The 14,125-nt window shown below is 62.4% G+C and carries 10 protein-coding genes and 5 tRNA genes; 5 read left to right on the top strand and 10 right to left on the bottom strand.

The annotated features are described in order from the left end of the window. Positions 1–8: 8 nt before the first annotated feature. The 4 genes from QD172_RS12195 to QD172_RS12180 form a co-directional block, all read right to left on the bottom strand. Positions 9–1,931 (bottom strand): PrkA family serine protein kinase, encoded by a 1,923-nt coding sequence (locus QD172_RS12195; RefSeq protein WP_077378796.1) that lies wholly within the window; start codon positions 1,929–1,931, stop codon positions 9–11. Between the two features lie 680 nt (positions 1,932–2,611). Further along, positions 2,612–3,652, bottom strand: a complete 1,041-nt coding sequence (locus QD172_RS12190; protein ID WP_279855934.1) for a low specificity L-threonine aldolase — start codon at positions 3,650–3,652, stop codon at positions 2,612–2,614. Positions 3,653–3,863: 211 nt separating this feature from the next. Next, positions 3,864–4,979, bottom strand: coding sequence for a pyridoxal-phosphate dependent enzyme (locus tag QD172_RS12185; protein WP_279855864.1), 1,116 nt, complete (start codon positions 4,977–4,979; stop codon positions 3,864–3,866). Between the two features lie 218 nt (positions 4,980–5,197). After that, positions 5,198–7,225: an NADPH-dependent 2,4-dienoyl-CoA reductase gene (locus QD172_RS12180; RefSeq protein ID WP_279855863.1), complete on the bottom strand. Its 2,028-nt coding sequence runs from the start codon at positions 7,223–7,225 to the stop codon at positions 5,198–5,200. 318 nt (positions 7,226–7,543) lie between these two features. Here QD172_RS12180 and QD172_RS12175 point away from each other — a divergent pair, with 318 nt between their 5' ends. Next, positions 7,544–8,659 (top strand): AraC family transcriptional regulator, encoded by a 1,116-nt coding sequence (locus QD172_RS12175; protein WP_279855862.1) that lies wholly within the window; start codon positions 7,544–7,546, stop codon positions 8,657–8,659. Positions 8,660–8,818: 159 nt separating this feature from the next. On the opposite strand, the gene QD172_RS12170 is transcribed toward QD172_RS12175, so the two are convergent. The 6 genes from QD172_RS12170 to QD172_RS12145 form a co-directional block, all read right to left on the bottom strand. Continuing rightward, positions 8,819–8,895: transfer RNA gene (locus QD172_RS12170), tRNA-Asp, on the bottom strand. Between the two features lie 4 nt (positions 8,896–8,899). Then, positions 8,900–8,976: transfer RNA gene (locus QD172_RS12165), tRNA-Val, on the bottom strand. Positions 8,977–9,026: 50 nt separating this feature from the next. Then, positions 9,027–9,103, bottom strand: a tRNA-Asp gene (locus tag QD172_RS12160). Positions 9,104–9,143: 40 nt separating this feature from the next. Continuing rightward, positions 9,144–9,220: transfer RNA gene (locus QD172_RS12155), tRNA-Asp, on the bottom strand. 77 nt (positions 9,221–9,297) lie between these two features. Continuing rightward, positions 9,298–9,373 (bottom strand) — tRNA-Val (locus tag QD172_RS12150). Positions 9,374–9,587: 214 nt separating this feature from the next. Then, positions 9,588–10,466 (bottom strand): alpha/beta family hydrolase, encoded by an 879-nt coding sequence (locus QD172_RS12145; protein ID WP_279855861.1) that lies wholly within the window; start codon positions 10,464–10,466, stop codon positions 9,588–9,590. A gap of 102 nt (positions 10,467–10,568) precedes the next feature. Between QD172_RS12145 and QD172_RS12140 the strand changes: the two genes are divergently transcribed. The 4 genes from QD172_RS12140 to fnr all read left to right on the top strand — a co-directional run bounded on the left by QD172_RS12140 (position 10,569) and on the right by fnr (position 14,045). After that, positions 10,569–12,008 carry a cbb3-type cytochrome c oxidase subunit I gene (locus QD172_RS12140; RefSeq protein ID WP_279855860.1) on the top strand — a complete coding sequence of 480 codons (1,440 nt, stop codon included), beginning with the start codon at positions 10,569–10,571 and terminating at the stop codon, positions 12,006–12,008. Next, positions 12,005–12,664, top strand: coding sequence for a cbb3-type cytochrome c oxidase subunit II (locus QD172_RS12135; RefSeq protein WP_279855859.1), 660 nt, complete (start codon positions 12,005–12,007; stop codon positions 12,662–12,664). The genes QD172_RS12140 and QD172_RS12135 overlap by 4 nt, the downstream gene beginning before the upstream one ends. Then, positions 12,661–12,939 (top strand): hypothetical protein, encoded by a 279-nt coding sequence (locus QD172_RS12130; RefSeq protein ID WP_084209417.1) that lies wholly within the window; start codon positions 12,661–12,663, stop codon positions 12,937–12,939. The genes QD172_RS12135 and QD172_RS12130 overlap by 4 nt, the downstream gene beginning before the upstream one ends. Positions 12,940–13,295: 356 nt before the next feature. Then, positions 13,296–14,045 (top strand): fumarate/nitrate reduction transcriptional regulator Fnr, encoded by a 750-nt coding sequence (gene fnr / locus QD172_RS12125; RefSeq protein WP_077378772.1) that lies wholly within the window; start codon positions 13,296–13,298, stop codon positions 14,043–14,045. Positions 14,046–14,125 lie beyond the last annotated feature (80 nt).

Below are 14,125 nucleotides of genomic sequence, written 5' to 3'. Positions count from 1 at the left end.
GGCAGGGCTTACTGCGACTTGCGCACTCGCAGATACCACTCGGACAGCAGACGCACCTGCTTCTCGGTATATCCGCGATCCACCATGCGCGCCACGAAATCCTCATGCTTGCGCTGATCCGATGCCGATGCCTTGGCATTGAAGGAGATGACCGGCAGCAACTCTTCGGTATTCGCGAACATCTTCTTCTCGATCACCGCACGCAGCTTCTCGTAGGACTGCCAGCCCGGATTCATCCCGTTGTTCTGCGCGCGAGCGCGCAGCACGAAGTTGACCACTTCATGACGGAAGTCCTTGGGATTGGAGATGCCTGCCGGCTTCTCGATCTTCTCCAGCTCCTCATTGAGCGACTGACGATTGAGCAGCTCGCCAGTCTCGGGGTCACGGTATTCCTGATCCTGAATCCAGAAATCAGCGTAGGTCACGTAACGATCGAAGATGTTCTGGCCATACTCGGAGTAGGACTCGAGATAGGCGGTCTGGATCTCCTTGCCGATGAAATCGACATAACGTGGGGCCAGATACTCCTTGATGAAGCGCAGGTAACGCTCGTGGGTCTCCTTGGGCAGCTGCTCCTGCTCGAGGCGCTGCTCCAGCACATAGAGCAGGTGCACCGGGTTGGCAGCCACCTCGCTGGCATCGAAGTTGAAGACCTTGGAGAGGATCTTGAAGGCAAAGCGCGTGGACAGACCATCCATGCCCTCATCGACCCCCGCACTGTCACGGTACTCCTGGATCGACTTGGCGCGAGGGTCGGTATCCTTGAGGTTCTCGCCATCGTAGATGCGCATCTTGGAATAGATACTGGAGTTCTCAGGTTCCTGCAGGCGCGACAGCACGATGAACTGGGACAGCATGCGCAAGGTGTCTGGCGCACAGGGCGCATGATTGAGCGACGAGTGCTCCAGCAGCTTGGCGTAGATCTTCACCTCCTCCGAGGCTCGCAGGCAGTAGGGCACCTTGACAATGAACACGCGGTCCAGGAAGGCCTCGTTGTTGCGATTGTTGCGGAAGGCCTGCCACTCGCTCTCATTGGAGTGCGCCAGCACCACGCCATCGAAGGGAATCGCCCCCATGCCTTCGGTCGGGTTGTAGTTGCCTTCCTGAGTCGCGGTCAGCAGCGGGTGAAGCACCTTGATCGGCGCCTTGAACATCTCGACGAATTCCATCAACCCCTGGTTGGCCTTGCACAGCCCGCCGGAGAAGCTGTAGGCATCCGGATCATCCTGGGCATAGAGCTCAAGCTGACGGATATCGACCTTGCCGACCAGCGCGGAAATGTCCTGGTTGTTGTCATCGCCCGGCTCCGTCTTGGAGATGGCGATCTGGTTCAGGCGGGATGGGTAGAGCTTGACGACACGGAACTGACTGAGATCTCCGCCATATTCCTTGAGACGCTTGGCCGCCCAGGGCGACATGGCGCTGCGCATGCAGCGGCGCGGGATGCCATATTCCTTCTCGAGCACCTCGCCATCCTCTTCCAGCGAGAACAGCCCCAGCGGCGACTCGTATACCGGTGACCCCTTGATGGCATAGAAGGGAATCTGCTCCATCAACAGCTTGAGTCGTTCGGCCAGCGATGACTTGCCGCCGCCGACTGGCCCCAGCAGATAGAGAATCTGCTTGCGCTCCTCAAGCCCCTGAGCCGCATGACGGAAGTAGGACACGATCTGCTCGATGGCTTCCTCCATGCCATAGAACTCGGCGAAGCTGGGGTAGCGTCGAATCAGCTTGTTGGAAAAAATCCGGGAAAGACTGGGATCCTTGGCGGTATCGATGACCTCCGGTTCACCGATGGCCGCCAGCATTCTCTCGGCAGCGCTGGCGTAGGCAGAACGATCCTGCCGACATAACTCCAGGTACTCCTGGAGACTCATCTCTTCTTGCTGGACCCGCTCGTAGCGGCTCTGCACGTGATCGAAGATGCTCATGGAAGCCTCCTTGTCGCGACTCGGGGTCGCTGGGACCATCGCCGGGGCCACTCCTGTACGATGACAGTGGTACCAGGTCACTTGATGCCCCGCGCTGCTGGCGCTCAGGTGACTGCCTCGGCGTGTTTATCAGCATAGATCGATATAGGTAGCGAGTGTCCAATACATGGACCCACCGCATTCAACGAACTTTCGCCACCCGAATGGACAACCTCGTCCCTGCATGACAAGCGCGATCTGGAACGAGGCAGGAGTGACGCCTCCTCGAGCGCACCGTTGCGCAAGAATTGCCTCGCCTCGTGGCCGTTGAAGCCCCTCCTCCTGAAAGGCACCATGTCTGCCACGTCGCACTGCAGCACACGTTCAGAATAGGGACAGAGCGGCGAGTCTCGCCAGCCAGTCCTTGCACATATCCGGCCCCACGAGGTGTCGCCAGCGACTCGATGGCGGCCCGAAGTCGAATCGATGACATGCGAAACCGCCAGCATGGGCGGCCACGAGGCGACTGCTGACAGAAGCCTTGGCCGTAGCGATCACTGACCTTGTCACACCCCCGCAAGGGCATGGACGCATCGCAACGTCCTGAAAAATCTTCATGAAAAAAAAACCCACCGGATGGCCGATGGGCTTTTTTACACTTTCAGTACGCGCTACGAGAGTGTCACTCTCAGTCCCCTTTCTTACAGGGCGCTCTGGATATCAGAGAGCAGAGCATCCAGAAGATCCGTACTGGTATTCCAGGAACATACGAAGCGTGCGCCGCCTGCGCCGATGAAGGTGTAGAAGGTCCAGCCACGCTCACGCAGTGCCGTCAGCACATGCTCGGGGAAGCTGGCAAAGACGCTGTTGGCCTCACAGGGGAACAGCAGTTCGATGCCGTCCAATGCCTCGAGTCGCTCGGCCAGATACTGCGCCATGGTGTTGGCATGACGTGCGTTGTCCAGCCAGATGTCATTCTCGAGCAGCCCCATCCACGGCGCGGCGATGAAACGCATCTTAGAGGCAAGCTGACCGGCCTGCTTGCAGCGATAGTCGAAGTCACGGGCCTGCTCGCGATCAAAGAATATCACCGCCTCCCCCATCGCCAGCCCATTCTTGGTACCGGAGAAGCACAGCACGTCCACGCCGGCCTTCCAGGTAAGCTCGGCCGGAGAGACGCCCAGCGAGGCACAGGCATTGGCAAAGCGCGCGCCGTCCATGTGGATCTGAAGATCATGACGGTCGGCCACTTCGCGAATCGCCTGAAGCTCTTCCAGGCTATAGACGGTGCCGACTTCGGTGCACTGGGTCAGCGAGATGACACGCGGACGCGGATAATGGATATCACTGCGCTTGGTGACCAGTCGCTCGATGCCTTCAGGCGTCAGCTTGCCATTCGGACCCGGCGCATTGAGCAGCTTGGAGCCATTGGAGAAGAACTCCGGCCCTCCGCATTCGTCAGTCTCGATATGGGCCAGTTCATGGCAGATGACGCTGTGATAGGACTGACACAGATGCGCCAGCGACAGGGAATTCGCCGCCGTGCCATTGAAGACGAAGAATACCTCGCACTCGGTCTCGAACAGCTGACGGAAGCTGTCCGTCACCTGTTGAGTCCAGCGGTCGTTGCCATAGGCGAGATCATCATCCTGATTGGCTCGCATCATGTATGCCATCGCCTCGGGGCAGATACCGGACGTGTTGTCACTGGCCAGAAAACGTGATGTACAGGTGTCATCGATGTCAGTGGCCGCGGAGCGGGTCGTGGCGAGGGCGTCAGTCGTCATGGGAGTATCCAGAGCAGAGCAAGGGGTCACCTTGCCCGATGAAACGAACGCGGTACCCGGGATGGCAGGCACCACAGTAGAAATCCCATCATAACAGCGCTGCATGCCGCCGCCAGCCATGATCCGACGCGACCATCACGACGGGACGGCCATGCAGGAAAATCCCTCAGGCAGCATCGAGAGCCGGGTACCCTCTGCGCCCCTGCAGACCGCCCGTATGCAGAACCCGTACACGAGTCCCGGGGGCGATCATCCCGTTGGCGAGGTGGTGGGCCAGTGAGGCAAACAACTTGCCGGTATACACCGGCTCGACCTGCAACCCGGTCTCGGCCTCGAATCGTTGGATGAAGTCGATCAACCAGGCGGGTGCCTTGGCGAAGCCGCCCGCCTGCGCTCCCAACCACAGCCCCCACTCCGGTGTCTTCTGCTCACTGCCGCCGCTCCGGGCCAGCAGACGACGCACACGGTGATAGAGCTGATCTCCGTGATTCATGGTAGGGACGCCAATCACACGCAGACCATCACGCTCTCCCAGCGCGCTCAGAACACCCGCCAGCGTGGTCCCGCTGCCGCAGGCCATCAGTACCAGCTGGGGCGCTGGCCCTCCGTTGCAAGGTGTCACCAGCGCCTGTGCCAACGGCTCGAGCCCCGCCACCCCCTCCACGCTGCCCCCACCTTCCGGCACCCACAGCGCATCACTGAAGCGGGCGGAGAACCCGGGCTGGTCGCGCTGTTTGTATTCCGCCCGTGAGATGAAGTTCAGGTGCATACCGTTGGCCATGGCATCCTTCAGCGTCGGCGTCAGCGGAGCTTCCGGATGCCCACGCACCAAGCCATGCGTCGCCACCCCCAGACGCGCCCCGGCAGCCGCCAGAGCATGCAGGTGATTCGACCAGCCGCCGCCACAGCTGATGATGCCTCGCCCCTCGCTGAGCGCTCGCGCCAGTGGCAGGCGCAGCTTCCATGCCTTGTTGCCGGATATCTCGGCATCCAGGGTATCGGCCCGCAGGCATTCGACCACCACCCCGGCCTCGCGGGCCACGCGCCAGTCAAGACGCTCCACCCGTGGCAGGGTGAACAGCTCGAGCAGTGCTTCCAGGCCGCCCTCTGCCGATGAGGAGTCGGCCTCGAGCGAGGCGATCGGCGAGGCCGTGACCGTCGCTGAAGACGCGACAGCAGCAGGAGAGGAGAGCGCGCCTTGAGGCGCGGACAGGACCGTGGCGCCATCCGGCGGCAGAGTCTCGTCGGTGGATTGGCGAGAAGCGGCTGCGTGCGATGACATGAGCGAGTCCCATCGTGGTGATGCGCCGTGAGAACGGCAGAAGGCGGAGAGACGACAAGGCCATCACGGCCGTCATTGTCACGCAGACACGACGGCCGTGATGGCCACTCTCAGTCTAGGCAGAGCTTCGGCTCAACTCAACGCTGAATATCCCCATCTCGCCGACACTCGCTCCGCCACGAAAGGCGCCCCGGCCAGCCAAGACTCCCGGGAGCGGGCTAGAGGGCTGCGGCCGCCATGGTGCCCTGCGCGATGGCGCGCTTGGCATCCAGCTCAGCGGCTTCATCGGCGCCACCGATGATGTGCAGCTCGATCCCTGCCGCCTCCAGGGGCGCCTTGAGCTCCAGCACCGACTCCTGGCCGGCACACAGCACGATACTGTCGAGCGCCAGATGCTGGACCTTGCCATCAATGCTGACGGTCATCCCCTCGGCATCGATGGACTGATAATCGCAGCCCGCCACCATCTTGACTCCGCGCTGCTTGAGGGTGGCCCGGTGCACCCAGCCGGTCGTCTTGCCCAGATGCTTGCCCGGCTTGGAGGTCTTGCGCTGCAGCAGCCATACCTCACGAGGGCTCTCGCCGGGCGTCGGTGTCTTGAGGCCGCCGGCGGTGCTGACCGAGAGATCCACCCCCCACTCCTCGCACCACAGCTCGCCATCCAGCGAGGGTGACGGCTCACGATGCGTCATCAACTCCGCCACATCGAACCCGATGCCTCCCGCACCGACCAGCGCCACACGTCGCCCCACTCGCTCCGGAGCACGAATCGCCTCGCCATAACTGAGCACCTGGCCACGCGAGATGCCCTCCTCGATACCGGGAATCGCGGGCGTACGCGCACGCACGCCACTGGCCAGGATCACGGCATCGAACGCTGCCAGCATCTCCGCGGTGGCACGCGTATTGAGCCGAACCTCGACACCATTGCGTGCCAGCGCCTCGTTGAAGTAGCGCAGCGTCTCGTCAAACTCCTCCTTGCCCGGAATGCGGCGCGCGAAATTGAACTGCCCGCCGACTTCCGCCTGCGCCTCGAACAGCACCACCTCATGACCACGCTCTGCCGCGGTGACGGCCGCCGACAGACCTGCTGGACCACCTCCTACAACGGCGACACGCCGCACGCGGCGGGCAGGCTCGATCACCATCTCGGTCTCGTGGCAGGCTCGCGGGTTGACCAGACACGAGGTCAGCTTCATCTGGAAGGTGTGATCAAGACACGCCTGGTTGCAGGCGATGCAGGTGTTGATGATCGCGGCATCATCCGCCTGCGCCTTGCTGACCCACGCCGGGTCAGCGAGGAACGGACGCGCCATCGACACCATGTCGGCATGCCCCTCCGCCAGTACCGACTCGGCCACGTCCGGCATGTTGATGCGATTGGTGGTGATCAGCGGCAGACTGAGCTCCGCCTTCATGCGCTGGGTCAGTCCGGTGAAGACGGCACGCGGCACACTGGTGACGATGGTGGGCACTCGTGCCTCATGCCAGCCGATCCCGGTATTGATGAGGCTGGCACCGGCCGCCTCGATGGCCTTGCCCAACGCGACCACCTCGCTCCAGGTGCTGCCCTCATCGACAAGATCCAGCATCGACAGCCGATAGATGATCAGGAAATCCTCACCCAGCGCCGCGCGGATGCCCGCGACGATCTCCACCGCCAGACGGATGCGATTCTCGAAGCTGCCACCGTATTCATCCTCACGCTGGTTGGTCCGTCGACAGATGAACTGGTTGATGAAGTACCCTTCGGACCCCATCACCTCGACACCGTCATAGCCCGCTTCGCGTGCCAGGGCGGCACAGCGCACATAATCCGCGATCTGGCCTTTCACTTCCTCGGTGCTCAGCGCCCGCGGCATGAAGGGGTTGATCGGGGCCTGAATGGCAGAAGGCGCGACCTGATCCGGAGAATAGGCATAGCGACCGGCATGCAGGATCTGCAGGCATATCCGCCCGTCCTCGGCATGCACGGCATCGGTCACTTCACGATGACGCTGCGCCTCCTGCGAGGTGGTCAGCTTGGCCGCCCCCTGCATGACCGCGCCCTCCGGGTTCGGGGCGATCCCTCCCGTGACGATCAGGGCGACACCATGACGGGCACGCTCGCGATAGAAGGCCGCCAGGCGCGTGAAGCCATTGGGAGCTTCCTCGAGCCCGGTATGCATCGACCCCATCAGCACGCGATTCTTCAGCGTGATGTGTCCCAGCTTCAGCGGACGGAAGATATTCGGATAGGCAGTCATGGCGCTTGCTCCTTGCCGTCGCACTGGCGTGGCCGTCAACCGGACCCCGGGACACCAGCACGCGGAACTCATCAGGTCGTCATTGTCATCTTGTTGCCTTGCGCTACTCGTGCACGTTGGCGGTAGACACGTCAGGGCGACGCACACCCAAGGCAAACAGTCGTATGAATCTCGATACGCTCAGTGTAGTGCATCATCGCTTGCACTCAATGCGCCTGGAGGACACATTGATATCCTTGCAGGACATGCCCTGAGCAATATCCGGCCGACGGCGAGCCTCGCGCTTGTCTCCCCGACCTCTCGACACGAGCCAGCCCCATGCAATTAGGAGAAGTCTCGGTCAGCCTGGCGCACCTCGTTGCACGTGCCCTGGACGCGCGCAACGTGCACGCCGAGCCCATCATGCAGCCCTACACGGGCTGGCCGCTGCCGGACGACGGAGATGCCCGGATCGGCATCGCTCGCTACATGCGTCTGGGCCACGCCGCCATCACTGCCAGCGGTGATGAACTGTTCGGCCTGGAGATGGCCGCTCAGATTCGCCCGGGAGACTTTCTGCTCCCCGGACTTGCGTGTGCCTGCGCCCCCACTCTGGCGGCAGGGCTGACGCTGCTGTGCGAGGCTGAGGCACTTTACAGCGACAACAGTCGTGGCCATGGCCATTTCGAGCGCCAGGCCACCGGCGGCTGGCTGAACTTCTACTCCCTCGCTCCCTACAATGCCTACAACCGCTTCGTGGTCGACAGCGTGCTGGGAGGCTGGTGGCATCTGGCTCGCCAGCTGAGCGGCGATGCCTTGAGCGATGCATCGCTCGAGATCGATTACACGATCCCCCGCTCGCCGGAGGACAGCTCTCCGCTCCCCCCCTCACCAGGCGATATGCATGAGCAGACGGAGAAGCGCTGGCGCTGGCGATATGCCCGACGCCTGGGCCTGCCTGCGAGCCAGTTGCACTTCGCGACAGGGCGCAATCGGCTGTGGCTGCCAGACAGGGTATTGAACGCCCCTACCGTGCAGGCAGCACCGGTCGCCTTTGCCCAGCTTCGTCAACAGATCACGGAGCGACTGGAGAGCCGTCAGGGCCCTCATGACACGCTGTCACGCACACGACGTGCCATTGCCATGCGGCTTTCGGGGCGCGCACCCGGACGCGACGAGATCGCAGCGGCCCTCAATCTGCACCCGCGCACCCTGGCCAGACGACTCGCCGCCGAAGGCTGGCACTACGAGGGGCTGCTGGATGACACACGCCGCGCGCTGGCCGAGCGTTATCTGCGCGACACCCATCTGAGCCTGAAGGAAATCAGCTGGGTACTGGGATTTGCCGGTCCGGAAAGCTTCCAGCACGCCTGCAAGCGCTGGCACGCCAAACCACCGGGCGCATGGCGCAGACAGCACCGCGCATCCAGCCGAACGGGTAGCTCACGGACCTGAAACACGAAGAAACGTCGAACGGGGGATGATGGGACGAGGGGACGATGGGACGTCCAGAAGGAAGGCATTAACGAGGAAGGCAACAACGAGCATCTTGCTGGCCAGAAACGCGAAAACCCGAGCACGAGGGCTCGGGTTTCACGAATTCTGTAGATCGAGTGGCGGACTGGACGGGACTCGAACCCGCGACCTCCGGCGTGACAGGCCGGCATTCTAACCAACTGAACTACCAGTCCACATTGGTGGGTGATACTGGATTCGAACCAGTGACCCCAAGCATGTGAAGCTTGTGCTCTAACCAACTGAGCTAATCACCCAACACAGACGATCCTTGCTGCAAGCAGCGGTGACATCGCGTCATTCTGAATGGCGGACTGGACGGGACTCGAACCCGCGACCTCCGGCGTGACAGGCCGGCATTCTAACCAACTGAACTACCAGTCCATTCAGAACAACTCAACATCGGGCGCATGACAAACGGTAGTGGCGGACTGGACGGGACTCGAACCCGCGACCTCCGGCGTGACAGGCCGGCATTCTAACCAACTGAACTACCAGTCCACTGCAACGTTTGCTTCTGCTGACGAACCAGGCCATTTAATCAAGTAACGCTTTGATAAGCAATAACTTTTTTCAAATGGTGGGTGGTACTGGGTTCGAACCAGTGACCCCCAGCTTGTAAGGCTGGTGCTCTACCAACTGAGCTAACCACCCCTGTCTCGTTGGCGCTGCATTCTACGGAATCCGCCCCATGAGTCAATACTTTTTTTACAGGAAGTTTCAGAATACTCCTCGACAGGGTCTTGATAAGACTGGATTTTCCCAGCACCACTCACCTGTAGCCCAGCAACCATCAGCATTGTGTCAACATTCTGACATCAGGATGCCACGAGGGAGAAAATTCGTGTCGCTCATGGATTGACACCCATCAGCGCAATGCAGGGTGTGCAAGGATCGCTGCCACCGCTGAGCGAATCAGTCCCTCACGCGTCTTGCCGCTCGCCTTGCGAGGCTTGAAATCATGCTCGCCATCCTCCAGCCAATGCAGGCTGATAGTGCATGGCAATCCGTAACCTTCGACTTCCTCGCGATGACCAAAGGGATCTCGCGTGCCCTGGCAGATCACGCCCGGGGCATCAATGGCCGCCAGATGCTCGGTTCGCAGCGTGTCCGGCTTGCCGGTCGGGTGAAAGGGATAGCCCAGCGCATACCAGCCCAGGGGCGACATTCGACGTGGGCCTGATGAGGGGGCTGGCATGCCTCGCCCCTCCAGCTCCTGCATCACATGCGAGGCCACGCGACTCCCCATGGACTTGCCACCAAGCAATACCGGGCATGTCGCCAGAGACGCCCTGGCGGCAAGACTGGCGGCCAGCGCCTCATGCCAGCGCGTCATTTCCTCGATCAGCCCGGGCAGCCGCGGCGGCGGACGACGGCGTGCCTCGCAGCGCATCTTGACGAGGTAGGCGAAGTCGAATCCCAGCCATGCCGCCCCCTGGTGTGCACAGGCCTTGCCGAACTGCTGATGGAAATCGGTCTCGCGTCCGGCGCCCGCCCCATGGGCATGCAGCAGAATCACCTGCCGAGGGCTGCCATGAATCTCCAGCGGACCGAACGAGGCCACCCAGCCTCGCCAGGGGCCGCGCGCCGCCAACGCCTCCTCTGACAGCTCCAGACGCTTTTCCAGCTCATCGGCGATGGCGTCAAAGGAAGCGACCTTGAAACCTTCCTCGGCGTAGGGGGTGGGAACGGCCGCCACATTGGACGCATCCCGATCTTCGTCCGATGATGAAGTGACAAGAGACACTCAGTGTCCTCCCTGGTAGCTGAAATGAATGCTGAATCGTCTCGTGAGTCGTGCTCTCTTCAGGAGAGCACATCGCTGTTCACTGCATGATGAGGTCATGACATGGGCACAGCACCTGATGGAGCAGGCGCCTCTCACGAGGTGATTCGCCAATTTGGCACGACGGCCATTCTTTCAGGCGCCGTCAGTCTATTGCTGGCGGCATGGCTGACCGCCGTGCAGTTGTGGCCAACCCTGGCCCCGCCCATCGCCTGGCTGAGCCATGGCCGTCTCGCCATTGTGCAACAGCATCTGCTGCTCTTCGGCCTCGGCGGCTCGGCATTGATTGCCAGCCTGTATTCACTGGTCAATCATGACACGCAAGCCCGGCCAGGCCAGCGGCGTCTCCAGCGGTTCACGCTGCAGGCCTGGCAGACGATTCTCGTGCTTGGCAGCATATCGATTGCCGCGGGCTTCGCGTCGGGGCATGGCCAATCCGAATATCCCTGGCCACTCAACCTGCTGATGCTGGCAGTGTGGATCGCGGTCGCGTGGCTCTTCCATGTCAACTGGAAGGCAGGACCGACAGCGCGCCTGCCCGTGGCTGGCTGGTGCTTCATTGGCTGTCTGGTGATGATACTGATGCAGCATACCCTGCTGTCACTGGCGGTGCCCCTGGGCCCGCTGACATCGTTACCCATGTTCTCAGGCAGTCTGGACGCGCTGCTGCAGAGCTGGCAGAAGGGAATGCTGCCCGGCGGCATGCTGGCACTGGGCTTCATTGCCATGGCGTATCAGGCACTCTCGGGACTGACCCGCCAGCCCCTTCACTCTCACCGTCTGGCCATCATCAGCTTCTGGCTGCTGGTATTGCTGCTGCCCTGGAGCGGCGCGGCGCTGCTGCATGCCAGCGCCCTGCCCCAGTGGAGCCAGGCGCTGGGAATGGCGATGGGGCTCCTGCTGCTGGCGCCGGGACTGGCCATTCCTCTCAACGGCCTGCTGACCCTCAAGGCGGACTGGCCCTCCCTGCGCCATCATCCTCAGACCTGCCTGCTCGGCGCGGCCCTGCTCTTTCTGGCCATCAGCGTGATGGAGCATGTGGCACTGTCCATCGCCCCGCTCAACGACATGACCTTCAGCGCCGCCGGCAGCCTCTCGCCGGCCGGCACACTGGGCGTCATCGGTCTGGTCAGCGTGCTCATGCTCTACCGTCTGCGGCTGCCTGAAGCACCCTCGGCGCTGATCATGACCCACGCCTGGCTGGCCATCGCCGGCACGTTGCTCTGCATCGCTGCCAGCTGGACCACCACCCTGCTGCAAGGCAGCCTGTGGCATGCCGTAGACGCAGAGGGACAACCGCTGCACTCCCTCGCCGACGTCCTGGCGGTGGCTCGCCCGCCGATGCTGATGACGCTGGCGGGGCTGAGTTGCTGGGCACTCGGCCTGCTGCTGATGGCAGCGTATCTCCTGCGCGCCTCCCGCCGTCCCATCACGCGCCCCTCTACCCAGCGCGCTCATCACCACATCGGGGATTCACACGCTCGGGGGAGGACACCGGCATGAGACACGTACTGCTCGAACGGCATCCGGGCCTGATGGCCGCGCTCTGCGTGATGGCGGCAAGTGTCGGCGCGCTGGCCCAGTTGCTGCCTCTGGGGTTTCAGGAGGCAGGGCAAGAAGTGACACCGCTGGATGCGCTGGCGCTGGAGGGACAGCGCCTTTACCTGCGGGAAGGCTGCCAACAATGCCATACCCGAATGGTGCGGGATCTACCGGGAGACCAGGCACGCCATGCAAGCCGGGACGCCGCCTCCCGCCACCTCATGGAGCGACCGGCCCTGTGGGGCAACGCTCGTCATGGCCCTGACCTGAGCCGCCTCCCGGCGGAACATGATGAGGCCTGGCAACGCCTGCACCTGTACTCGCCGCGCCACAAGGTGGCGGATTCCAGCATGCCGGCCTACCCCTGGCTGTTCGAGCACGCCCTGAGCGGCGAGGGTGTCGCCGAGCGAATGCGGGCCCTGCAGGCGCTTGGCGTGCCCTACCGAGACGACGAGATCCTCGCGGCGCCCGCCCGGGTACGCGGCAAGGCCGAGGCGACCGCTCTGCTGGCCTATCTTCAACAGACGGATCCCCTTCGGCACTCATCCGCGACAGCACCCGACCCGACAGGGGAGACACTCGCCACACTGACACTGACGACAGGAGCTGCACCATGAACCTGCTGGCAAACGTCGATCTGCCACTGTTCTGGCAAGCATGGATCAGCATGCTCACGCTGGGCAGCCTGGCCTTCTGCACGCTGTTGCTTGTCGGGCTTCGCTCGCGCAGCACCTCACCCGATGATGACCTGCAGGGAGATGGGCCAGGCGACGAACACCGCATTGACGGCACCCCTCAGCCGGACAGACCGCTGCCGCTGGTCTGGAGTCTGCTGTTTCTGCTCACGCTGCTGGTCAGCATGGGGCAGATCGTCATGTCCTTGAGTGGATGATGTCACCTGGCTCTCCCGAGGCGGATGAGGCAGGGCGTCGCAACCTGCCCCTTCGGGAGGTTCTGCGTCTAGAGTCATGCAGGACATCACGACACAATCAGAATTATCTAATATAATGCGCGCGATTCACGGAGCACTTCACATCCCGCCCCACAGGACGGGAACCCGTTCTGGGAAGTGCGCCTGACAGGTATCATTGACGGACAGCACCGACAGGCAGCAGCGACTCAGTCCATGAGGATGCTGCCTCTCCGTACAGGACCATGGAATCGCCCTGTACCAGGTGTCGCACCCGGACACCCCCACCCGAAACCCGCTCCCCACGAGTTTCGGCGTAATGCCCCAGGAGAGTCACCATGACGGCCCAGACAACGGCATCCCATCGATTGCGTGCGCATGAAGCACGCTGTCAGACCTGCTCGCTCAGCTCACTGTGTCTGCCGCTGGCACTGAACATGGAAGCCATCGACCAGTTCGACTCCATCATTCGGCGCCGCGCGCCGCTCAGAAAGGGCGAGGTTCTCTTCACCCAGGGCGAGCCCTTCGACTGCGTCTTCACGGTGCGCTCGGGCAGCCTGAAACAGATCAACACCGAGAACAGTGGCACGGAGCAGCTCACCGGTTTCTTCCTGCCCAGCGAGCTGGCTGGACTGGATGCCATCGACAGCAATGCCTACCCCGGCAGCGCCGTGGCACTCGAGACCACGACCGTGTGCGAGATTCCCTTCGATCGCCTCGATGCGCTTTCCGCCCAACTGCCGGAACTGCGCACCCAGCTGTTCAAGAGCCTGAGCAAGGAGCTGCATGAGGATCGTCGGATGATGATGCTGCTGTCGCGCAAGACGGCAGATGAGCGCCTGGCCAGCTTCCTGGTCAACCTCTCTCAGCGCTTCCGTCGCCGCGGCTATTCGCCATACAGTTTCCGTCTTTCCATGTCCCGCGCCGACATCGGCAATTACCTGGGACTGGCCGTGGAAACCATCAGCCGTATCCTGACGCGTTTCCAGGCTCAGGGGCTGGTGGATATCCAGGCCCGCGAGGTCCATATCCTGCACCTGGATGGCCTGATCGAGCTGGCAGAAGGAGAGTGTCAGGGCGGTCGCTGAACGCCCGTGATGCCATCTCTCTCACCACGAAGGCCCGCCACATCCTCATGTGGCGGGCCTTCGTGTGTTCCAGACAGCGC

The organism is Cobetia sp. 10Alg 146, from assembly GCF_029846385.1.
Classification (GTDB): Bacteria; Pseudomonadota; Gammaproteobacteria; order Pseudomonadales; family Halomonadaceae; genus Cobetia; species Cobetia marina.
Note: the sequence above shows the minus strand (reverse complement) of the source record. Positions and strands in the feature narration are given on the sequence as shown.